This is a genomic window from Qipengyuania sp. L-5Y (assembly GCF_056859455.1).
This window is the reverse complement of sequence record NZ_JBSXOM010000025.1, coordinates 165,923-187,466: the sequence shown is the minus strand read 5'-3', so window position 1 is coordinate 187,466 and position 21,544 is coordinate 165,923. Positions and strand designations below refer to the sequence as shown.

Annotated in this window: 18 protein-coding genes; 10 read left to right on the top strand and 8 right to left on the bottom strand. The window is 62.2% G+C overall.

Annotated features, from left to right (window positions below; genetic code table 11):
• Positions 1-116 precede the first annotated feature (116 nt).
• A complete protein-coding gene (locus AC13F2_RS06015) occupies positions 117-401 on the bottom strand; it encodes a hypothetical protein (protein WP_067684760.1) in 285 nt (94 codons plus the stop codon).
• 143 nt (positions 402-544) lie between these two features.
• Positions 545-1,246 (bottom strand): NAD(P)-dependent oxidoreductase, encoded by a 702-nt coding sequence (locus AC13F2_RS06010; protein WP_233999444.1) that lies wholly within the window; start codon positions 1,244-1,246, stop codon positions 545-547.
• 284 nt (positions 1,247-1,530) lie between these two features.
• Here AC13F2_RS06010 and AC13F2_RS06005 point away from each other — a divergent pair, with 284 nt between their 5' ends.
• Positions 1,531-2,157 (top strand): cytochrome c oxidase assembly protein, encoded by a 627-nt coding sequence (locus AC13F2_RS06005; protein WP_197465631.1) that lies wholly within the window; start codon positions 1,531-1,533, stop codon positions 2,155-2,157.
• Positions 2,158-2,173: 16 nt separating this feature from the next.
• On the top strand, positions 2,174-2,665 hold the full coding sequence (locus tag AC13F2_RS06000; RefSeq protein ID WP_067684764.1) for a CopD family protein: 492 nt from the start codon (positions 2,174-2,176) through the stop codon (positions 2,663-2,665).
• Here AC13F2_RS06000 and AC13F2_RS05995 read toward each other — a convergent pair.
• Positions 2,632-3,180 carry a DUF2231 domain-containing protein gene (locus tag AC13F2_RS05995; RefSeq protein ID WP_067684754.1) on the bottom strand — a complete coding sequence of 183 codons (549 nt, stop codon included), beginning with the start codon at positions 3,178-3,180 and terminating at the stop codon, positions 2,632-2,634. The genes AC13F2_RS06000 and AC13F2_RS05995 overlap by 34 nt on opposite strands.
• 33 nt (positions 3,181-3,213) lie before the next feature.
• Between AC13F2_RS05995 and AC13F2_RS05990 the strand changes: the two genes are divergently transcribed.
• From AC13F2_RS05990 to AC13F2_RS05980, 3 genes are read left to right on the top strand one after another with little or no spacing between them, the layout of a single operon-like run.
• Positions 3,214-3,870: a cytochrome c oxidase subunit II gene (locus tag AC13F2_RS05990; protein WP_067684752.1), complete on the top strand. Its 657-nt coding sequence runs from the start codon at positions 3,214-3,216 to the stop codon at positions 3,868-3,870.
• Positions 3,867-6,344 carry a cytochrome c oxidase subunit I gene (gene ctaD / locus AC13F2_RS05985; RefSeq protein ID WP_067684750.1) on the top strand — a complete coding sequence of 826 codons (2,478 nt, stop codon included), beginning with the start codon at positions 3,867-3,869 and terminating at the stop codon, positions 6,342-6,344. Before AC13F2_RS05990 ends, ctaD begins: the two co-directional genes overlap by 4 nt.
• Positions 6,341-6,652 (top strand): hypothetical protein, encoded by a 312-nt coding sequence (locus AC13F2_RS05980; protein WP_067684748.1) that lies wholly within the window; start codon positions 6,341-6,343, stop codon positions 6,650-6,652. Before ctaD ends, AC13F2_RS05980 begins: the two co-directional genes overlap by 4 nt.
• A 40-nt stretch (positions 6,653-6,692) precedes the next feature.
• Here the strand turns inward: AC13F2_RS05980 and AC13F2_RS05975 are convergent, their stop codons facing one another.
• Positions 6,693-8,006 carry a PQQ-dependent sugar dehydrogenase gene (locus tag AC13F2_RS05975; RefSeq protein ID WP_482964419.1) on the bottom strand — a complete coding sequence of 438 codons (1,314 nt, stop codon included), beginning with the start codon at positions 8,004-8,006 and terminating at the stop codon, positions 6,693-6,695.
• On the bottom strand, positions 8,003-8,440 hold the full coding sequence (locus AC13F2_RS05970; RefSeq protein WP_067684744.1) for a DUF2231 domain-containing protein: 438 nt from the start codon (positions 8,438-8,440) through the stop codon (positions 8,003-8,005). The genes AC13F2_RS05975 and AC13F2_RS05970 overlap by 4 nt, the downstream gene beginning before the upstream one ends.
• 650 nt (positions 8,441-9,090) lie before the next feature.
• Here AC13F2_RS05970 and AC13F2_RS05965 point away from each other — a divergent pair.
• The 5 genes from AC13F2_RS05965 (at position 9,091) to AC13F2_RS05945 (ending at position 16,158) form a co-directional block, all read left to right on the top strand.
• Complete coding sequence (locus tag AC13F2_RS05965; RefSeq protein WP_067684742.1) at positions 9,091-9,672, top strand: ANTAR domain-containing response regulator; 582 nt, start codon at positions 9,091-9,093, stop codon at positions 9,670-9,672.
• Positions 9,669-10,877: a CmpA/NrtA family ABC transporter substrate-binding protein gene (locus AC13F2_RS05960; protein ID WP_482964420.1), complete on the top strand. Its 1,209-nt coding sequence runs from the start codon at positions 9,669-9,671 to the stop codon at positions 10,875-10,877. Before AC13F2_RS05965 ends, AC13F2_RS05960 begins: the two co-directional genes overlap by 4 nt.
• Positions 10,878-11,618: 741 nt before the next feature.
• The gene (locus AC13F2_RS05955) at positions 11,619-12,842 is read left to right on the top strand and encodes an alginate export family protein (RefSeq protein WP_067684583.1); all 1,224 of its coding nucleotides are present in this window, start codon (positions 11,619-11,621) and stop codon (positions 12,840-12,842) included.
• 18 nt (positions 12,843-12,860) lie between these two features.
• Complete coding sequence (locus AC13F2_RS05950; protein ID WP_067684585.1) at positions 12,861-14,345, top strand: NarK family nitrate/nitrite MFS transporter; 1,485 nt, start codon at positions 12,861-12,863, stop codon at positions 14,343-14,345.
• Between the two features lie 28 nt (positions 14,346-14,373).
• Positions 14,374-16,158 carry a bifunctional protein-serine/threonine kinase/phosphatase gene (locus AC13F2_RS05945; protein WP_156502160.1) on the top strand — a complete coding sequence of 595 codons (1,785 nt, stop codon included), beginning with the start codon at positions 14,374-14,376 and terminating at the stop codon, positions 16,156-16,158.
• Here AC13F2_RS05945 and AC13F2_RS05940 read toward each other — a convergent pair.
• From AC13F2_RS05940 to nirB, 3 genes are read right to left on the bottom strand one after another with little or no spacing between them, the layout of a single operon-like run.
• Positions 16,138-18,774, bottom strand: a complete 2,637-nt coding sequence (locus AC13F2_RS05940; protein ID WP_067684636.1) for a nitrate reductase — start codon at positions 18,772-18,774, stop codon at positions 16,138-16,140. The two genes, AC13F2_RS05945 and AC13F2_RS05940, sit on opposite strands and share 21 nt — an antisense overlap.
• Positions 18,774-19,106: a nitrite reductase small subunit NirD gene (gene nirD / locus AC13F2_RS05935; protein WP_067684587.1), complete on the bottom strand. Its 333-nt coding sequence runs from the start codon at positions 19,104-19,106 to the stop codon at positions 18,774-18,776. The genes AC13F2_RS05940 and nirD overlap by 1 nt, the downstream gene beginning before the upstream one ends.
• Positions 19,103-21,538: a nitrite reductase large subunit NirB gene (gene nirB, locus AC13F2_RS05930; RefSeq protein ID WP_067684589.1), complete on the bottom strand. Its 2,436-nt coding sequence runs from the start codon at positions 21,536-21,538 to the stop codon at positions 19,103-19,105. Before nirB ends, nirD begins: the two co-directional genes overlap by 4 nt.
• Between the last annotated feature and the right edge of the window lie 6 nt (positions 21,539-21,544).

Here is a 21,544-nt window from a genome sequence, read left to right as displayed (position 1 = left end):
CCCCGCTCAGGTGGCAGCAGCGGCCCGATCACTTCCCACTCTTCGTCCGTAACGCCAATCCGCTCGCCCAAGGCTGCCTCCAAAAGCCAGCCTTGAATCAAGGTCCGAGTCCACAGTCAAGCTTTGTCCACGAAACCTAGTAACGTCGCGCGGCCGTCGGCGGTGAGTTCAGCTTGCCGATACGAAGCGCGAACTGGATCATCTCGGCGATCCCTGATCCGAACACTGGCGTTACGCATCATGACAGCCGCCACGCCTTCCTCCAGGCGCTGACGGAAGTGGGCAAGATTGCGGTCGCGACCCACCGGATTGAAGACAACGAGGAACTTCGCAACTCTGGTGCCCACCTCATCCTGCACCGTTATTACGACGCCGCCGACCGCGCGGTCGAGCTGCTTCACTCGGAGGAAGGGGGGTGCCTTGGAGGATTACGAGATCGAGGAGCAGCGGGAGTTCTAACCTCCAAGTGCTGAAGTCTGGGAAAAGATGGTTCCTATCCAGCGGAGACTGCGAAAGATTTCGCATGAAGTGATTTTGGCTCCGTTCACCGGCCGGCGAATTCATCGCCCAGAGCGAGCGGGCTTTCGAACTCTTCCTCTTCGGGCGCACCCACTGCGGGCTTGGCGTGAACGTGCCGATCATGTTGCACGCATTCGACAGGGAAGGCAGCGAGATCTCCTATCCGACAGCGAAACGCTCTGTCGGGCAAAAACTCCTCCTCGACGAGCAAATCGTCGGCGGCGGGCTTGTGCAACAGCCATGCGGGTCGCACGATGGTCCACCTGAGATCTAGGCGCCCCTCCAGGAGGGTCCCCATCTCTCTCATCTGTTCCAGGATATTGTGGAGCGCCGGAACGACGGTGAGCTTGAACCAATTCGGAAGGTTGGGCTGATCGATCACAAAAGCGGCTGAGATCACCGCAATTCGCTTGATCCCAGCGCGCTCCATCCCGCCGAGGATATTGCCAGTTCCTTCTATATAGAGCGGGGGAGGAGACAGCGCGTTGCTCGGCGAGAAGGCGACGCCCAATGCCGAGATCACCGCATCGCACCCTGCCATCGCCTGAGTTATACCGCCCTTCAGGACATCTGCCTTGTGATAGGATACTCCCTCGACCCTAGCAGCTTCGTCAGGCAGAGTCTGGTCGACCGAAACTACCTCCAGCCCAGCACGCAGGGCATGCCTGACTACTTCGCGACCGGTCGCCCCGCTTCCGCCAAACACCGCTATCCGTTTATAACCCAATTTTGATATTCCCACGCCTACATCCATCGGATCAATTGTTGCGTTTCACCGTTTTCAAACCGCATTGCTGGCCGCTATGTTCTGCTGCTGGCAGAAAATGCGGCAACTAAAGGCTGTCGCCAAAGGTCAGGTCATTCGGGGAAAGTTGATTGCAAATGTTTGCCGGCAGTTATTGCGGAAGTCCTCCGGCGCTGGCTGAAATCGCCTCACACTGGAATTTCGATCCACCCCTCGTCGCTATTCTAGCCGTTGCGTGGGTATGGGCTCTGAGGGCAAGAAACCGGATGGCGGCAGTCGGTGTCTCGCTGCTCACGCTGGCATTCGTTTCACCCCTGTGTGCGGCCAGCGTGGCGCTATTCTCGGCCCGTTCGATACATCACCTGCTCTTGATTGCCGCTGCGCTTGCTTTTGCGCTTGCGGCGCGATCGTCTGGCCCCCTGTTCCGAGTACACCTGCCAGTCAGCTTGACTACGCTCGCAATGACGGCAGCGCTGTGGGCGTGGCATGTGCCTGCGCTATACAATGCGGCCCTGGCGAACATGGCGCTGTACTGGGGTATGCAAATCACAATCTTCGCGACGTCATTCGCATTCTGGCTGGCAATCCAGCGGGCTGGCGTGATGGGCGCGGTCGGCGGATTGTTGGGCGGAATGGTACAGATGGGGTGCCTGGGTGCCCTGCTCACCTTCGCCTCGCAGCCATTGTATGTAACCCACGCTCTGTCCGCGCCGTCCTGGGGGCTGACGGGTCTGGCGGACCAGCAATTGGCCGGGCTGGTAATGTGGGTCGGCGGAATGGCGCCGTTCGCCATCGGTGGCTTGTGGATTGCACGCCGCGCCTGGCGGCGGCAGAATGCAACAGGAAATTCGACGAACTCCATCAACGTCTTGCGTGAACTCCAAGCCAAATGACAATGAGCGTTCGTTCGTGATCCTTTCCCTCGTCAAGGCGCTGCATATCGCTGCTCTCGTTGTTTGGTGTGCCGGGCTTCTCGGCCTGCCATTGATGCTCAGTAAGCACGAGATCGGCGAAGGGCAAGCCAGCTACAGCCAACTGCGGTTGCTGACACATCGCGCCTATTCGTATCTGGTTACCCCGGCGGCGATCATCGCCATCTCCGCAGGCACCGTTTTGATCTTTCTCGCAGGCGTGTTCACCCTGTGGATGTTTGTGAAGCTGTTCATGGTCGGTGTGCTGGTCGCGCTCCACGCCTGGGTCGGGCATCTGGTCGTGCTGATGAGTGAACGTCGTGGCCGATTTGAACCGCGCAGCGCTATCCCCACGCTGGTGCCGATCGCGGTCGCGATGGTCACCATACTGTTCCTCGTGCTGGGCAAGCCCGCACTATCCAATTTTGCGCCCGAATGGCTGAACGAGCCACTAGGTCACGAACTCCCGGTGGAAGAAACCCCGATTTGATATTCGAACACGAGCTTGCCCCCGTGCCAGCCGGTGAACCCGGTAAAGGCCACGGCGAAGGCAGAAAACATGATGCCGAAGGGAAGCACCGCCTCTTCGTACCCCAGCAGTCGATAGCCCCAGTTCATTCCGAGAATGGACAGCAGCATCACCGCTATGATGAAGTGCGTCCAGCTTGCCGCGCGTTGGCGGATGCCGGGCACGCTCAGCAATTCGACCGTCCCCGCACCGCCCGCCAGAACGCCGAACAGGAAAGCCATTCCCGCCGCCCAGAGACCGGCGCGGGCCCAGAAGAGATCGCCGGTCCACCAGTAGAAGATATCCGCCCCCAGCACGCAGGTTGTCAGCGCAATAGGGAAAGCGACGAGCATCGCGTGGATGGGATGTCCGGCCAGTGCGATACGCGATTCGAGTCTGTGAAAATCGGGCTGTTGTTCGACCGGATCGACCAAATCTTCGGGATTCGCCTCGACCAGTTCCCTCTCGGCAATATTTTCATGGGCCGTATCTGTCATTGGCGTCATCCTTCGCGAAGCTGGGTTCGCTCAATGGTTATGGTCTTTCTTGCATCCACTCTTGCGGCTTGCGAAGGTGCTTTGTCCACCATCGATCCCGCCGGGCCGTCCGCCGCGCGCGTTGCGGACCTGTGGTGGTGTATGCTCGGTGGCTCGATCCTGCTGGCGACGCTCGTCTTCGCGCTGCTGTTGGTGGGGCTGCTCCGGCGGGGCGTGGCAGATCGGGAAAAACCTGGCAACAAGAGTGTATGGATCGGCTGGCTGGGTCTTGCCATGCCGGTAACCGTGCTGATGGTCCTGCTCGGTTTCGCACTGTGGGTGGGCGAGCGCAATCTGCCAACCGGGCCGGCCGCGGAGACTATCGAGGTTACGGCCTATAATTACGGCTGGGAGTTCTGTTACGAGGATGGGAGCTGTTCGGAAGACGTCTTGCGCATCCCCACCGGGCGACCGGTCGATCTCGATATCAGGGCGACCGATGTGATCCACAGCCTCTGGATTCCGCGACTGGCGGGCAAGATGGATGCGATCCCAGGCCAGGTTAACCGTCTGCGGATCCAGGCGGATGCGTCAGGCACCTATGAAGCAGTCTGTGCAGAATATTGCGGCGTCGGCCATGCAAGCCATCGCTTTGTGGTGGAGGCCTACGAGGCCGAAAACGCGAACAACTTGATGGGGGCGGCACGATGAAGGCGCTTGAACTCCACCGCGACCTGACCCGCATCTGGAAAAACGAGACCGGGTGGCGCGGTGTATTCAGCAGCGTTAGCCACACTGATCTCGGCAAGCGGTTCATCATCACTGCTGCCGTGTTCTTCGGCATCGGCGGCGTGCTCGCCATGTTGATCCGTGCCCAGCTCGCCACTCCGCAAAGCGCCTTCGCAGGGCCGGAAGTCTATGGCCAGATCTTCACGATGCATGGCAGCATCATGATGTTCCTCTTCGCCATCCCCATGCTGGAAGGCCTGGCAATCTACCTGCTACCAAAAATCTTGGGTGCGCGCGATCTCGCCTACCCCCGCCTGACCGCGTTGGGCTGGTGGTGCTACCTCTTCGGAGGAACGATCATGATCCTGGCCCTGCTGGGCGGGGTGGCACCCGACGCGGGGTGGTTCCTCTACCCGCCGCTTTCGGGCCGCGAATTCACCCCGGGCGTAAATTCCGACGTCTGGCTGCTGGGAATTACCTTCGTCGAGATCTCCGCGATATGCGCGGCGATCGAGATCGTGGTTACGATCCTCAAGTTCCGTGCCGCGAACATGTCGCTGACCAGGATGCCGATCATGGCGTGGTATCTGCTGGCGACTGCGGGAATGATGATCTTCGGGTTTCCGCCGCTGATCCTTGGTTCCATCCTGCTGGAATTGGAACGCGCTTTCGGCTGGCCGTTCTTCCAGCCCGAGTTCGGCGGTTCGCCACTTCTGTGGCAGCACCTCTTCTGGCTGTTCGGGCATCCGGAGGTCTACATCATCTTTCTGCCTGCTGCGGGTGCCCTGTCCACCATGATCCCGGTCATGGCGCGCACCCCGCTGATCGGATACGGCGCGATTGTCACCGCGGTGATGGCGCTCGCTTTCCTCAGCTTCGGGTTGTGGGTACATCACATGTTCACCACGGGCATTCCGCACATGGCGCTTGGGTTCTTCTCCGCAGCTTCGGTTCTTGTGGCAATACCCACGGCCGTACAGGTCTTCGCCTGGATCGGGACGATCTGGGCGGGCCGGCCGAAATTCACATTGCCGATGTATTACATTCTCGGCTTCTTCGTGGTTTTCGTGCTCGGCGGACTAACCGGGGTTATGCTGGCGATCGTGCCATTTGACCAGCAAGCCCACGATACTGCTTTCGTGACGGCCCACCTGCATTACGTTTTGGTCGGAGGCTTCGTCTTCCCGATGCTGGCTGCAGCCTACTACTGGATGCCCCATGCCACCGGTCGCACACGCGTGATGAGAGTGGGCATTGCGGCGTTCTGGCTGATTTTTATAGGCTTCAACCTTACCTTCCTGCACATGCACCTGACTGGCCTGCTTGGGATGCCTCGCCGAGTTTACACCTATCCCGTTGAGGCGGGGTGGACCACACTTAACCTGATATCCTCAGTCGGCGGGTTCATGCAGGCATTCGGCTTCGGCCTGTTTGCGATCGACATCGCGCTGCAACATCGGCTCGGAAAGCGCACGCGGCGCGATCCTTGGGAGGCCGAAACGCTGGAATGGGCGATGCCCACTCCGCCCACGCAATACAACTTCGCCAGTCTTCCGACAGTCGACAGCCGCGAACCGCTGACGCAGGATCGCAATCTGGGTGCACGCCTCGCCGGCGGGAAAGGCTTGCTGGCCCGCGCGGTCGATCAGCGACGCGAGACGCTGGCAGTCGATATCGCAAGCGGCGCGCCCGAACACGTTGCCATCCTGCCCGGTCCTAGCCTGATACCCTTGCATACCGCTCTGGTAATCGGAGGTTTCTTCCTGTCGATGCTGCTGAGCCTCTACTGGCTTGCACCGGTGTTCGTTGTCGCCACCGCAGTCATGGTTTGGCGGTGGGCCGCCACGACCGGAACGGTGAACGATGCTGGTCCGGTCAATGCTGGCCAAGGGCTTTGTCTGCCTACCAGTTTTGATGTGCGCGGTAGTGTCGGCTACTGGGGCAGCGTACTGGCCGTTGCAGCAAGTGGGACATTATTCGCCTCGCTGATCTTCGGTTATTTCTTCCTGTGGGTCGTCGCGCCCAATTGGCCGCCGCCGGGAGAATTCGACGCTTATTTCCTTGAACCCGTTCTGGTGACCGCAGGGGCGCTGCTCGCCTCTGGTGGAGCGCGGGCCGGACTGCGCAACTTCAGGCGGGCGAAGCCCGGCGCGGTGTTAGCAGCGTGTGGCTTGGCGCTGGCGATTGCCGGCCTTCTCCTGGGCGCCATTCGTCACCTGCCGGGCCCAGCCGAGCATTCCTTCGCTGCCGTAGCCTGGACATTGACGTGCTATGCCGTCTTCTCCGCTGCAGTTGGCGCCTTGGCGCAGCTGTTCATCAGGGGCCGGATCGCCAGCGGCCACGTTAGCGCCCGGCGTCCCCATGAATGCCGCATCGCAGCCGTGTGGAGCGATTATGGGGCGGGCGTGGCGATTATCGTAGCCTGGCTCCTCGCCCTGTCGGGCGCTGCGCTGTGACAGCTTTGGTCCGCATGGTTTCGGGCCTTGTTCTGTGGGCCGTGGCTTTCAGCACCCTCTACGCCCTTCATGGCCTCGGCTGCTCATCGGGATGGACCGGGTCGGGGACATTCGGCCTGTCCTGGGCAAAGTTGTTGTTGCTTGCCGTCTGGATTTCCCTGATCGGAACTCACTGCATTCTACTGCGGTGGCTTGTGCGACGGAAGGATACGCAGATGGAACGGATTGGCATTGCGATCGGGTGGATCGGCCTGGGTGCTACCGTAGTCACCGGTGCGCCGATCGTGGTGGTTTCCAGCTGCGTTTGACGAGTCTGGGCCTGTGCCACAGTACGAAGTCGTGAGCGACCTACTGTTCTTCCGAAGCGTTAGGCCCGCCTTGTCGTGAAATACGCCAGACCGTGTTTGAGACATCGTCTGCGATCAACAGCGCGCGGCGCGGCTCGTCGAACAGAACGCCCACAGGGCGTCCGCGCGCGTGACCGTCCTTCAGAAATCCGGTGGCCAGATCGACCGGCTCACCTGACGGTCGTCCATTTCTGAACGGTACGAAGACGACCTTGTAGCCTGATGGGTCGCTGCGGTTCCAACTGCCGTGCTGACCCACGAACGCCCCTTCTGCAAAGGGTCCTCCGAGCCCGCCCTCGCTCGAAAAATCCAGACCCAAGGCCGCCACGTGCGAGCCCAGCGCATAGTCCGGCACGATCGCCTGCGCGACAAGATCCGGTCGCTGGGGGCGAATTCGCGGATCGATGTTCTGACCGAAGTAGCTGTAAGGCCAGCCGTAAAAGGCGCCTTCCCGCACGGAGGTCAGGTAGTCGGGCACCAGTTGAGGGCCAAGTTCGTCGCGTTCATTGACCACTGCCCACAGTTGCTCGGTCCAGGGATTGAAGGAAAGGGCGGTGGGATTTCGGAGACCGGATGCAAAGATTCGGCTCGCGCCCGTTTCGCGGTCGATTTCCCAGACCACGGCACGGTCTTCCTCCACGTCCATGCCACGTTCGCCGACATTGCTGTTGGAGCCGATGCCGACATACAGCATCGAGCCATCGGGACTGGCTGTCATGGCCTTGGTCCAGTGATGGTTGATAACGGCGGGCAGCTTGGTCAGTTCGGTACCCGGTCCTTCGATGCTCGTCGCGCCGTCCGTATATTCAAAGCTGACCAGATTGTCCTGGTTGGCCACATAAAGCGTACCGTCGACGAAGGCCAAGCCATACGGGGCGTCGAGGCCGTCGATGAAGGTGGTTTGCAGATCGGTCTGTCCATCTCCATCCTCATCGCGCAGCAAGGTAATTCGGTCGCCTCCCTCAACGGAGCTTTTGCCACGGCTCTTGATCAATCCGGCGATAACATCCTTGGGCCGGACGGCAGGGGCATTCCCTCCGGAGCCTTCTGCGACCAGAATGTCCCCGTTAGGCAATAGCAGCATCTGCCGCGGAATTTTCAGATCCTCGGCGATGGCGGTTATGGTGAAGCCTTCGGGAACCGTCGGCAGCTCGCCGTCCCACCCTGCAGGCGTGGGGATTTCCATTGCCGGCAACAGGGTATCGCGTTGCTCCGGAAGATCAGGTTGGGCTCCGGTCTGGTCAAGATCCGGATCGCTTTGCGACTGACAGGCAGCGAGCGTAAATACGGAAGCGAGAACGGCGACCCGGTTCATGTGCGGTCTCCCCTGATATTCGCATCTCCGTAGGCTATGAAAGCCGCGAAGAAGGCGAGAAGGGTACAAAGGATCGACAAGACCAGTCCCAATGTCCCGACCGAATGCCAGCCATCGCGCGCGTGCTGAAATGCGTTGAGAACTCCCGCAAGGAACATCACCGCGACGACAACGAGATAGACAATCCCGCGGCGCCTCATATGTCTCGCTCGCCCGAAAAAAAGGCTCAAGACGGCCCATGCCAGCACGATACCGGCGAACAGATCAGCGCCGGCAATCAACCACGATGAGAAGTTGGTCCATTGAATGACTGCAGTGTTGAGGTAGGTAATGTCGGTGACAAGGGCCGCGGGGTAAAGCGCGACAGGAAAGGCCAGAAGGATTGCGTGAAGCGGGCTGCTAAAGGATCTTGAGTGCGGGAGGGTCTGATCCATCTGATTTCGGTCCTCTGCCTGCCAGGGTTACCTTGATGCTAACCCCTCACCTTGCCAAAAGTGCCGAAATTACTGAGGCACGACTACGCATGCGACTTGGCGCAGTGGGCCGCTGGTAACCGCCTAGGCGTTGACCCTCATCGCTGCGGTTCAGGATAACTTACGGCGCGAAGCCATTGTTGTCCCTTGGTACGAAACAACTGGGGAAAGCGGCAAATGGCATAATGGCGAGGCGAGAAGACTCCGGGAACCTTTAAACTCGGATTGCCGAGGGCAAACCGCGTCCGCCTCAAGAAATAACGGCCACCTGTAAGCATGGTCCGTTTATACGCCTAGTTGTCATAAATAGAACTCGCACCAATGGCAGCTCGTGGGTGACGATGCGAACAGATTGAATGCCCGGGTTTGGGGCGCTTTTCTGACCGACAGCTCACACTGGTAGCGGTCTGGCGGCTTGTGGGCCGATTGCGGCAGTCCGCTTTGGGTCGATGCGAAGCGGAGAGCTGCCATTCGCCCAGGCGCTAGTTCATGGGAAGCGAGAGCACGCCAATGGCGGAAAAAGCTTCGGACAACACGCACGCTGCCACGTACAATCGTTTCTTTCCGCGATGCGGCTTGCCTAACGCGATGCTGCGCTGCACAATCACCCGATGCGGATCGCGGTGATCGATGAGAGCCGGGCACGGGCCACGATAATCGAGGAGGGCCTGCGCGCCTTCGAAGGTTCGGAAATCTTCGTCCTTTCCGAACGCAAGGCGCTGCTGTCTCGCATTGCCGAAATCGAGCCGGACATCGTGCTGATGGATCTGGGCAACCCCGCGCGCGATGTGCTGGAGGAATATTTCGCCGTCAGCCGTGCACTAGCCCGGCCCATTGCCATATTCGTCGATGAAAGCGATGACGAGGCGATCGCCGCGTCGATCGATGCAGGCGTCTCGGCCTATGTCGTCGACGGGCTTTCCGCGCCGCGCATCCGCCCCTTGCTGGATTTGGCCGTCAAACGGTTCCATGCCTTCGCCCGTCTCGAAGAGGAGTTGGCCGAGGCGCGCGGGCGATTGCACGAACGCGACCAGGTCGACCAGGCCAAGCGCATTCTGATGGCCGAAAGGCGATGGACCGAACCCGAAGCCTATGCGGAATTACGGCGCAAGGCGATGGATTCGAACAAGCGGATCGCGGCCATCGCGGAGGCTGTGGTGACAGCACACGAGCTTATGAAAGGGGATCGATGAGCGAAAAACTGACCATTGGATTCCTGCCGCTCGTCGATGCCTGCCTGCCCATTCTGGCGCGGGAACTGGGGTTTGCGGAGGAGGAGGGGCTGGACCTCGACCTCACGCGCGATGTTACATGGGCGACCGTGCTCGACCGGCTGCTTTACGGTCATACGGATGCGGCGCATATGCTTGCGCCGCTGGCCATCGCGACGACCATGGGCATCGGACGACCGCCACAGCCGCTCGCCGCGCCATTCGTGCTTGGTCTCAATGGCAATGCGATCACCTTGCGGACCGAACTGGCGGATGCGGTCTGTCCCGATCCGGTCCTCGGCGATCCTGCCGCTGTCGGCGCGGCGCTGGCGAAGCACGCGCAAATGGCGGCTGCAAATGGTCGCAAGTTGCGGTTCGGCGTAGTGCATCGCCATTCCTCTCACAATTACATGCTGCGTTACTGGCTGTCCGCCTGCGGCATCCGCCCGGATGTCGATATCGAGATCGTCACCGTGGCCCCGCCGTTCACCGCGGATGCGTTGGAATCGGGCGAGATCGACGGATCCTGCGTCGGGGAGCCGTGGAACTCGGTCGCCGTGGATCGCGGCGCGGGGCGGATCGTGCTGGCGACCGCGCAAATCTGGCGGCGGGGCGTGGAAAAGGTTCTCGCGGTCAAGGAAGCGCGCCTTGCGGAACGCGCGGAGGCGGTGGAGGGGCTGATTCGCGCCATGCGGCAGGCGGGCAAATGGTTCGTCGATCCCGCGAACCGGTGCAGCGCAGCCGCCATTCTCGCCCGCCCGGAATATCTGGATGGTTCGGCCCAGGTGATCGGTCGGGCCATCGCGGATCAGATCGTGCTGAAGGCCGGGGCGGCTGCCAGCCCCTATCCGGATTTCATGTTCCAATATAACGAAGCGGCGAATTTCCCGTGGATCAGCCAGGCTAAATGGTTGTATTCCCAGTTTATTCTCTGGGAGGGCAAGCCATTTGACGATGCCGATGCGGAGCGCGCCGGGCGTGTCTTTCGCCCGGACATCTATCGCAAGGCTCTGCGCGGGACCGGAGACTTGCTGCCCGGCGCAAGCTCAAAGGTCGAAGGCAGCATCGACGGCCCCCTCGCTGTGGGCGCCGAGCAAGGCGAGATTACGTTGAGCTCCAATCGCTTCTTTGATGGTCGCATCTTCGATCCCGATGCGATCGAAGACTATGTCGCAAGCCAGCGATGAGACTGCGCACCGCCTCATGCAGTGTAGGATCGGCAGATATCGCGACCCCCTTTGGTCCAGAGGATTAGATTGATCCACTGGTCAGCGCATGAAGATGCCCTGCAAGTGGGGCGGTACACTACTCGGTTCTGATCCGCGCTTGTGTAGCGATCAGGTCGGCTGTGTGTCGATATCGGTGAAGGGATCTGCATCTCGCGTGTCCCACTCCATCCGCTGCTCCGATAGGGCCGAGATTTTTCTGCGGATCGACTGGAACGGGCATGTCCGTTTCGGGAGCCTGCATCCGGTCTCGTACGGCAAGAGCAACCGGGCCGCCAAAGGATGCGGTCCTGGCAATGGCTCGATCCAGAAGTGTTTGCGCGCCTAGCGCCTGTTGTCGCTTGTCCGCGCCAAGGCGTTTTTGCGTCTCCGCCGCACGCGATGATGGTCGCAAATTCCAGCATGATACCGTTCGAGGTTTGTTGTCTGGAGGTGCATCTGACCAGTTGGCCTCGCGAATAAGGGCCAACGATTGCGGTCTATTGCATCGCACAATCGAATCGCATATGAACTCCTCGCTCCGACGCGTACCCAAGGGCGGGTTCATTCAAGGGTCGGGGCTAAGACTCCGAAAATGCGTGGCAACGGCGCCGCTTCGACCGATCTGGTCGCAGCGGCTTTTTTGTATGCGCGAGGGAAACGAAAACCCGACGGAGTGACGGGAGGGGCTGTCTAGAGGCCGAGCAATCGGGAGGCAGTTCGATGAAGAAGAGCTTGGTAAGCCTGATGGGGGTGGCGATCGGATCGGCCGCCAGCCCCGCCTTCGCGCAGGAAGGGCCATTCGCGCCGATCGAGGTTGCAGACGGGGTCACGCTCGACCCGATCGTGGCCGCACGGCTGCGTTACGAGACTGTCGATCAGGACAATGGGCTGAAGGATGCGGACGCGCTGACCGCCCGCCTCCGCGCCGGTGTGGAGATCAAGGCGGGGATCGTGTCCCTGCTTGCCGAAACGGAAGGCACGCTGGCCCTGGCGGCCGATTACAACGACACGCTGCCGTTCAACGGTGTCGAACCCTTTCCGGTTGTTGCCGACCCGGAGAACTTCGAGCTTAACCGTCTGCAGGTCGCTGTGATGGATGGGGGAACGGGCGCGACGATCGGACGCCAACGTATCATCCTCGATGATGCGCGCTTCGTGGGCAATGTCGGCTGGCGGCAGAACGAGCAGACCTTCGATGCCGTCCGCGGCCAGGCGCATATCGGTCCGGTGGCGCTCGATGCGACCTATGCGATCAGCCAGCGCACGATCTTCGGCGTCGACAGCCCGAACGAGCATTTCGATGGCGACTTCGTTTTCCTGACTGGCGGCTTCGAAATCGCGGGCGTGGATGCAAAGGCCTTCGCCTACCTCATCGACTACGATGACCGGATCGCATTTTCCAGCCAGACCTACGGTTTGCGCGCCAATGCCGATCTCGATCTGCCCGGTCTGTTCGCGTTGAAAGTGGAAGCAAGTGTCGCGACCCAGTCGGACTATGGAGCAAATCCGACGGACTATTCGGCGCCCTATTACAGCGTGAAGCTGGGCGCGACCGTTGGCGGGTTCGGTCTCACCACGGGATACGAGGAGCTGGGTAGCGATGGCGGCGTCGCGGCATTCCAGACGCCGATGGCTACGCTTCATGCGTTCAACGGTTGGGCGGACGTATTTCTGACCACGCCGGCCTTCGGAGTGCGCGACTATCACGTGACAGTGGGGCGCAGCTTCGATGGCATTCGCCTGCTGCCCGGCCTCAACGCGAACGTCACCTATCACCAGTTCGACAGCGATGCGGGCAGCCTCGATCTCGGCTCCGAATGGGATGCCGCGTTGGGACTCAAGGCCGGACCGGTCTCGCTGTTGATGAAATACGCCAATTACGACGCGAACGCCTTCGCCGTCGATACCGAAAAGCTGTGGCTCCAAGCCGAAATCTCGTTCTGATATCGGGGGGAATAGATCATGTCGACTTCGTTCAATCTGTTTTCATTCACCGGAAAAATGCGAACCTTGCATCTCACCTGGTTCGCGTTCTTCCTCACTTTCGTGGTGTGGTTCAATCTCGCGCCGATGCTGCAGTCGATCCAGGAGAGCCTGGGGTTGACCAAGGATCAGGTCACGACCCTGCTGATCCTCAACGTCGCGCTGACCATTCCGGCGCGCATCGTGATCGGAATGCTGACCGACCTCTACGGCCCGCGGCGGGTCTATTCCGCGCTGCTGATCGGCGCCTCGATACCCTGTTTTGTCTTTGCGATGGCGGAAAGCTTCGTCCAGTTGGCGCTGGCCCGCTTCGCACTGGGCTTTATCGGGGCGGGGTTCGTGATTGGCATCCGCATGGTGTCCGAATGGTTTCCTGCCAACGAGCTGGGCACGGCGGAGGGCATCTATGGCGGCTGGGGCAATTTCGGCTCCGCTGCGGCGGCTTTCACCCTGCCGACGATCGCGCTGTGGTTCGGCGGCGACGATGGCTGGCGCTGGGCGATCGGGCTGACGGGCGCGATGTCGCTGTTCTATGGCTTCCTCTACTACGCCAGCGCTCGCGACGTGCCCGAAGGTTCCAAGTACTTCAAGCCACGCAACGCGACAGCGATGGAAGTCACCTCCAAGGGCGATCTGTGGCTGCTGCTTGTAATGAAGGTGCCGCTTTATCTCGCACTGGGTGCTCTCGCCTGGCGGCTGACGAATGTCGATATTTTCACCGAAAGCACCGCACTGGCCGTCTATGCCGGGCTGGTGGTGCTTTATGCCTATGACGCGATGCTGGCCGTGCGTGCCAATCGCAGCGTCTTCACCAGTGAGGTGCCGGAGTTTCAACGCTACAAATTCAAGCAGGTGGCGATCCTGAACATCCTCTATTTCGCCACGTTCGGATCGGAGCTGGCGGTGGTTTCCATGCTGCCGCTGTTCTTTGCCGACACTTTCGGCCTCTCGGCGGTGGTCGCCGGGATGGTCGCTTCGGCCTATGCCTTCATGAATCTGATGTCGCGGCCCGGCGGCGGGCTGCTGTCCGACCGGTTCGGGCGCAAATCCGTGCTGCTGATCCTGACCGGCGGGCTGGCGGTGGGCTATGCGCTGATGGGGATTGTCGATTCTAGCTGGCCGGTGTGGCTGGCAGTGGTTGCAGCGATGGTCTGTTCCTTCTTCGTCCAGGCGGGCGAGGGGGCGGTGTTCGCCGTGGTGCCGCTGATCAAGCGATCACTGACCGGGCAGATCGCCGGGATGACAGGCGCTTACGGCAATGTCGGCGCGGTGATCTATCTGATCGTCTATTCGGTGGTCGATACCTCGACCTTCTTCATGGTGATTGCCGGGACAGCCGTAATCGGCTTCATCTCGCTGCTGCTGCTTGAAGAACCGACTGGCGAAATTGCCGAGGTCGACGAGGACGGTAGCGTCACGATGATCCAGGTTGGGCGCGCGGCGGGCGCGCCGCAGACGGCCTGAACGGTGCGTAAGCGAGGGGAGTGGGTTCTTGCCAACAACCGACAAGGGAACTGTGCAGGAACAGCTCCCCTCCAACGCACTGAAGGCCGCGATGGGCGGCCACAGCGCTGCCGGGCGCAAAGCGCGCAACGATGATGCCATCGTCGGCAAGGTACCGGATGATACCTATGAGCGGCACTTGCGGGGCGTGGTTGCCTGCATCGCCGATGGTCTCTCGAGCGCGCGTAACGCCGATCGCGCGGCGCAGCTGGCAGTGCTGCAATTCACCCGCGATTTCTACGATGCGCCGGAAAGCTGGACGGTGCAAAATTGCGCATCTCGCCTGCTCGGCTCGCTCAACAGCTGGTTTCATTCGCAGAACCGCAGCGGGATTGCGGATAACGAAGGCTTCGCCACCACGTTTACCGCGTTGATCCTGCGCTCCACCACGGCGCATATCGTCCATGTCGGGGACACACGCTGTTACCGCCTGCGCGACGGACGGCTTAAGCTGCTGACCGAGGATCATAGCGCGCCCTATCTCGGCCAGTCGGAAGTGCTGACTCGCGCGCTGGGTATCGATGCCGATATCAAGGTCGATTACAGGCAGGAGCCTGCGCGCGAGGGCGATCTGTTCCTGCTGACCAGCGATGGCATCCACGGCTCGCTCAGCGCGGAAGACATGGCCTCCATCCTCGGCGGGGTCACCCCCGGCAGCCGCGCCGAACTCGAAGCGGCATCGCGCGCGCTGTGCGATGCGGCGCTGGCGGCGGGGAGCGCGGACAATGTCTCCTGCCTGACGGTGCTGGTCGAGGCGCTGCCGTCCGAAACCCTGTCGGAAGCGCATAGCCGCCTGACGCGCCGCACCATTCCGCCGGCCATGGAGGTCGGTAACAGGTTAGACGGGTGGCGCGTGGCCGAAGTGCTGCATGCCTCGACGCGCAGCCATGTCTATCTGGTCGAACGGCCCAAGCGCGAGGGGCGCTATGTGCTCAAGGCCCCATCGGCCAATTTCGCGGACGACCTGCGCTATCTGGAGGGCTTCGCGGTCGAACAATGGGTAGGCCGCCGCATTCGCAATCGGCAGGTCATGCGGATCCTGCCGGGCGAGGACAGCCGCTTCCTCTATTTCGTCGCCGAATATGTCGAGGGGGCCACGCTGCGCCAGTGGATGGCGGACCATCCCGAACCCGCGCTCGACGAGATATTGCCGCTGGTGCGCTCGATCGTACCGGCGGCGCGCGTGTTCCATCGCATGAATATCGTCCATCGCGATCTAAAGCCGGAAAACATCATGATATCCGCCGATGGCACGGCGAAGATCATCGATTTCGGCTCCGCCCAGGTGACCGGATTTGCCGATCTGCGCAGCGAGCCGATCGCAGACTGGCCCGAAGGCTCGCTCAATTACATCGCGCCCGAATTGCTGACCGGTGGCGAGGCGAAACCGCTCTCCGACCTGTTTTCCATCGCCGCCATCACCTGGGAGATGCTGACCGGGCAATTGCCCTTCGCCCGTGAGGGCGCGGCGCGCATCTCGATTAGCGAGGAGGATCGGCTTCGTGGGGTCTTCGACCGGCTCCGCCCCGATTTGCCCCCGGCGGTCGAGCAGGTCCTCCAGCGCGCCCTGTCGCACGATCCGGCGAAGCGGCCACAGGCGATGTCTGAATTCGTCGGCGCGCTGGCGCGCGCGGGCGAGAGTGCGGCACTGATGCGGACCGAGTTCGTCCCCCTGATCGAGCGTGGATCGAAGACAATGTGGCGCAATTGGGCATTGATCGCGACGCTTGCCGCTCTGGTGCTGGCGGTAGCGTTATTCGGCCGGCTCGTTTGAGAGCATGGCAGCGAGGATCTGTCCAAGCTCCGCCTTGCACGATCCGCAATTCGTCCCCGCCGATGTCGCGCCGCCGATCTGTTCGACGCTGGTCAGCCCATCGCTCTCGATCGCGCGGCATATGGTGTTGCGCCCGATGGAAAAGCACGAACACACCACCGGGCCGGGATCGGGCATGTCTCCGCGCGATTGCCCGGCAAGCGCCCATACCGCATCGCTGCCCGGCAGCCCGACGAGGAAATCGCGCATGAGCGATACGGGCTTGCGGCCAAGGTAGATCGCGGCGAGTAGCGTTTCGTTTTCGAAGAACGCCATGCGGAAGCTGCCACGGGCTTCGTCAACCACCACCTGGGCAGAGACATCGGGTAGGCCGAACAGCGCGCGCGCCCAACTTTCCGGATCGAGTGGCCTCTCAATCCCGGCCAGCTCCGCTCGCCAGCCCGCAGTCGTGCGCGCCATCGCCCAATATTCGCAGGTCGGAGAAAAGCGGTCCTGCGCGATGGCGAAGCCGTACCAGCCCGCCGCGAACCGTTCCGCCCGCACGCTGGCCGCCTTGCTTTCCGGCTGGCCGGACAGGGGATCGGTTACGGAAGGGACCAGCGCGTCGATGCGCGATGCGGGCGCGTTCTGTCCCGTCCAGTGCATCGGCGCGAACAGCGTGCCGGGCTGCACTTCGCTGCTTTCGCGCAGCCGCAGGATCGCGCTACCGCAGGCATTGCTCAGCCGCACCAGATCGGCAGGCTTCAAGTGCAGGCGCGCGGCATCTTCGGGATGCATGTCGACTAAGGGTTCGGGCAGATGCGCGGAAAGGCGCGGCGACAGCGCGGTGCGCGTCATCGTGTGCCATTGATCCCGCAGCCGCCCGGTGTTGAGCCGGAAGGGCAGCTTGCGGGTGAGCTCGGCCTGGGGTGCGCGGTGTTGGACAGGGACGATCCGCGCGCGCTTGTCGGCGTGGTAGAATTGCCCGTCGGCGAAGAATCGCCCGCCACGCTTGGCAGGCGATTGGGGCCAGCGTTGCGGAGGCATCGCGTCATATGCCGCTGAACCTTTGCCCGCCATCTCCGAAATGTCGAAGTCCAGCGCGAATTTGCCCGCGATCGCGGAGAGCCGCGCATATTCATCGAAGATTTGCACCGGACCCTCCCATCCGAAAGCCTCCTGCCAGCCCATGCGGCGGCCCACTTCGGCCATGATCGCCCAGTCGGGCTGCGCTTCGCCGGGGGCGGGCAAAGCGGCGCGCTGGCGGCTGATCGTGCGGTCCGAATTGGTGACCGTGCCCGATTTCTCGGCCCAGGCGGCGGCGGGCAAGAAGACATCGGCCAGCCGCGCCGTATCGGTGCGCGTGGTGATGTCGGAGACGACCACGAAGGGACAACCGGCGATGGCGCGGCGCACACGGTCGGCATCGGGCATGGTCACGGCGGGATTGGAATGGACGATCCACAGTGCCTTGATGCGGCCATCGGCGACCGCATCGAACATCTCGACTGCCTTGAGGCCGTTCTTGTTCGGCAGGCCGGGCGAGTTCCAGAAGGTTCCAACTGCCTCGCGGTGCTCGTCGTCTGTCACATCCATGTGGCAGGCGAGCATATTCGCCAGCCCGCCGACCTCGCGCCCGCCCATGGCATTGGGCTGACCGGTCACGGAAAACGGACCCGTGCCGGGCCTGCCGATCCTGCCGGTGACGAGATGGCAATTGATGATCGCATTGACCTTGTCCGTCCCGGCGGAGGACTGGTTCACGCCCTGGCTGTAAACGGTGACGGTCTTGTCTGTGCCGATCCACAAATCGTAGAACGCGGCAAGCTGATCGGCGTCGAGGCCGGTCACACCCGGATCGTCGCTTCCGGCAGCCTCCAACGCATCGTCCAGACCGCTGGTATGCGCGGCGACATAGTCCGTCTCGACCGCGCCGCGCCGGGCGATTTCTGCCAGCAAGCCGTTGAACAGCGCAACATCGCTGCCGATCGCCAGCGGCAGGTGAAGGTCGGCTTCCGCGCAAGTCGCCGTGCGGCGCGGATCGACAACGACCAGCTTCATCTCCGGCCGCGTCAGTCGGGCCGCAACGATGCGCTGGTAGAGAACCGGATGGCACCAAGCGAGGTTGGATCCGACCAAGACCACCAGGTCGGCCTCTTCCAGATCCTCGTAGATGCCGGGCACTGTGTCGGTGCCGAAGGCCCGTTTGTGCCCTGCCACGGAAGAGGCCATGCACAGCCGCGAGTTCGTGTCGATATTGGCGCTGCCGATGAAGCCCTTCATCAGCTTGTTGGCGACGTAATAGTCCTCGGTCAGCAATTGGCCGGAGACGTAGAACGCCGTCGCATCGGGGCCATGTTCTTCGCGCACGCGCTTGAATTCGCCGGCGACGAGGTTCAGCGCCTCGTCCCAATCGGAATCCCGCCCACCGATTTGTGGGACTAGCTGGCGCTCCGCCAACCCCACCGTTTCTCCCAGCGCGGATCCCTTCGAACAGAGCCGTCCGCGATTGTTCGGGTGATCGGGGTCCCCCCGCACGGTCAATCCGCCCTTGCCATCGGGTTTCAGCAGAACGCCGCAGCCGACCCCGCAATAGGGGCAGGTCGATCGAACCTCACCGGGTTCGACAGCCGGCATCATGCCGCCGCTTTTTCTGCCAACGCGCTCACATCCAGCAGCACGCGTCCCGCTTCGATCTTAACCGGATAGGTGGCAATCGCCCCCTCGTCCGCGCCCTGCGCCTCGCCGGTCTCGAGCGAATAGGTCCAGCTGTGCAGCGGGCAGGTGACCTTGCGGCCATGCACGATGCCTTCGGCCAGCGGGCCCTGCTTGTGCGCGCAGGTGTTGGAGGTTGCGAACACCTCTTCCTCGCCGGTGCGGAACACGGCGATGCAGCCCTTCGTCGTCTTCACCCGCCGCGCACCGCGCAGGGGGATGTCGGCCAGGGTGCCGATATCGGTCCAGATCATTCGGCAGGCTCCATGGTCAGATCGGCAATCGGCTGGAATTTCTCCGCTTCGGGCTCGCTCGTATGCTCGGCCCACGGATCCTTGCGATAGACCGATTGCGAGATTTCGAAGCGTTCGTTGAGCGCCGCACGCTCTGCAGAGTCGGAGAGGACTTCTTTCACCCATTCGAGCCCGACCTTGTCGACCCATTTGTAAGGCCGGTCGAGATATCTGGCGTGCTCGCGATAGAGCTGAACGAAGGCGGCGGTCCATTCGATCGCCTCCTCCTCGCTCGCGACATCGACCAGCCGCTGCGTCTCGCGCACATCCATTCCCGCCGCGCCTGCGACGCCGATCTGGTAGCCGGAATCGACGCAGACCACGCCGACATCCTTGCACGTCGCCTCGGCGCAATTGCGCGGGCAGCCGGACACGCCCAGCTTGACCTTGTGCGGGGTCCACGATCCCCACAGCTTCTTTTCCAGCTTGATGCCGAGGCCGGTGGAATCCTGCGTGCCGAAGCGGCACCAGTCCGTGCCCACACAGGTTTTCACCGTGCGCAGCCCTTTGGAATAGGCGTGACCCGAAACCATCCCGGCGGCGTTGAGATCGGCCCAGATGGCGGGCAGGTCTTCCTTCTTCACGCCCAGCAGATCGATCCGCTGGCCGCCGGTGACTTTGACCGCAGCCTCGTATTTCTTCGCCGCCGCGGCGATGGCCAGCAGCTCGTCCGCCGTGGTCATCCCGCCCCACATGCGCGGCATGACGGAATAGGTGCCGTCCTTCTGGATGTTGGCGTGATTGCGCTCGTTGACGAAGCGCGACTGCGCGTCGTCCTGATAATCGAGCGGCCATTCGGCGAGGAGGTAGAAGTTGATCGCCGGGCGGCAAGTCGGGCAGCCATTGACCGTCTTCCACGCCAATTCTTGCCACACGGCGGGCTGGGTCCGCAGCTCGCGTGCTTTGATCAGGCGGCGCACATCCTCGTGCGTCAGATCGGTGCAACCGCAGACCGGCTTCGCCCCGCCCGCATCGAAACTGTCGCCCAGAGTCACGGCCAGCAATTGTTCGACCAGCCCGGTACATGTGCCGCAGCTGGCAGAGGCCTTGGTCTGCGCGCGAAGGGCGTCGAGCGTATCCGCTCCCGCTCCGATGGCGTCCACGATCTGTCCCTTGCATACGCCGTTGCAGCCGCAGATCTCCGCTTCAGGCGGCAATGCTGCAACGGCTGCCAGAGGGTCCGCACCGGCAGCGCCACCCCCCTGGAATGCCGGGCCATAGATCAGCGTGTCGCGAATCTCCTCGATATCGGTCTGGTCCTTGATCAGGCCGAAGAACCAGTTGCCGTCCGCCGTGTCGCCATACATTACCGCGCCGATCAGCCGGTCGTCCTCGATCACCAGCCGCTTGTAGATGCCGCGCGCCGGATCGCGGAACACGATATCCTCGCGCCCCTCTCGTTCCGCGAAATCTCCTGCGCTGAAGAGGTCGCAGCCGGTGACTTTCAGCTTGGTCGACAATTCGCGCATGGCGAAGGCATCGTCCTCGCCCAGCAGCGTCTTCGCCAGCACCCGCGCCTGATCGTAAAGCGGGGCAACAAGGCCGAACAGATTGCCTTCGAACTCCACGCATTCGCCGACCGCGAAGATATCGGGATCGCTGGTGCGCATCTGCGCATCGACCGTAATCGCCTTGCCGCATGTCAGCCCGGCATCCGCGCCGACCTGCCCGGCAGGCCGGATGCCCACTGCCATGCAAACGATGTCCGCATCGAGCACCGTGCCATCCTCCAGCACCACCCGTTCCACCTTGCCCTGGCCCTCGATCGCCTTGGTCGAGGCCTTGAGCAGCACCTCTATGCCGCGCTTTTCCAGATCCTTCTTGAGCAGATAGCCCGCCGCCTCGTCGAGCTGGCGCTCCATCAGGTGGCCCATCAGATGCAACACGGTCACATCCATGCCGCGCAGGCGCAGGCCCGCCGCCGCTTCCAGCCCTAGCAGCCCCCCGCCGATCACCACCGCTTTCGCGCCGGGCCGGGCCGATGCCTCGATCATGGCATTGGTGTCTTCCAGGTCGCGATAGGCGACCACGCCTGGCAGATCGTGTCCCGGCAACGGAATGATGAAGGGAGCGGAACCGGTCGCGATAATCAGTCTGTCGTAAGGGACTTCGCCCCTTTCCCCGACCACGACCTTGCGGCTGCGGTCGATCGCGACGACCTTTTCGCCAAAGCGGCAGGTGACGCCATGTTCGGCATACCAGGCATCGTCGTGGGTGACGATTTCATCGAAGGCTTTCTCGCCCGACAGCACGGGGGAGAGCATGATGCGGTTGTAATTGCCGCGCGGCTCGGCGTTGAACAACGTGACCTCGAATGGCGCGCCAGCTTCGAACAGATGCTCCAGCACCCGTCCCGAGGCCATGCCTGCGCCGATGACGACCAGTCTTTCCATGCCTTG

Coding starts and splice junctions, on each gene's coding strand:
- AC13F2_RS05995 (WP_067684754.1), bottom strand. CDS start 3,180: ATGACAGATACGGCCCATGAAAATATTGCCGAGAGGGAACTGGTCGAG.
- nirB (WP_067684589.1), bottom strand. CDS start 21,538: ATGGAAAGACTGGTCGTCATCGGCGCAGGCATGGCCTCGGGACGGGTG.
- ctaD (WP_067684750.1), top strand. CDS start 3,867: ATGAAGGCGCTTGAACTCCACCGCGACCTGACCCGCATCTGGAAAAAC.
- AC13F2_RS05970 (WP_067684744.1), bottom strand. CDS start 8,440: ATGGATCAGACCCTCCCGCACTCAAGATCCTTTAGCAGCCCGCTTCAC.
- AC13F2_RS05960 (WP_482964420.1), top strand. CDS start 9,669: ATGAGCGAAAAACTGACCATTGGATTCCTGCCGCTCGTCGATGCCTGC.
- AC13F2_RS05975 (WP_482964419.1), bottom strand. CDS start 8,006: ATGAACCGGGTCGCCGTTCTCGCTTCCGTATTTACGCTCGCTGCCTGT.
- nirD (WP_067684587.1), bottom strand. CDS start 19,106: ATGATCTGGACCGATATCGGCACCCTGGCCGACATCCCCCTGCGCGGT.
- AC13F2_RS05965 (WP_067684742.1), top strand. CDS start 9,091: ATGCGGATCGCGGTGATCGATGAGAGCCGGGCACGGGCCACGATAATC.
- AC13F2_RS05955 (WP_067684583.1), top strand. CDS start 11,619: ATGAAGAAGAGCTTGGTAAGCCTGATGGGGGTGGCGATCGGATCGGCC.
- AC13F2_RS06005 (WP_197465631.1), top strand. CDS start 1,531: ATGGCGGCAGTCGGTGTCTCGCTGCTCACGCTGGCATTCGTTTCACCC.
- AC13F2_RS05990 (WP_067684752.1), top strand. CDS start 3,214: ATGGTTATGGTCTTTCTTGCATCCACTCTTGCGGCTTGCGAAGGTGCT.
- AC13F2_RS05940 (WP_067684636.1), bottom strand. CDS start 18,774: ATGCCGGCTGTCGAACCCGGTGAGGTTCGATCGACCTGCCCCTATTGC.
- AC13F2_RS05950 (WP_067684585.1), top strand. CDS start 12,861: ATGTCGACTTCGTTCAATCTGTTTTCATTCACCGGAAAAATGCGAACC.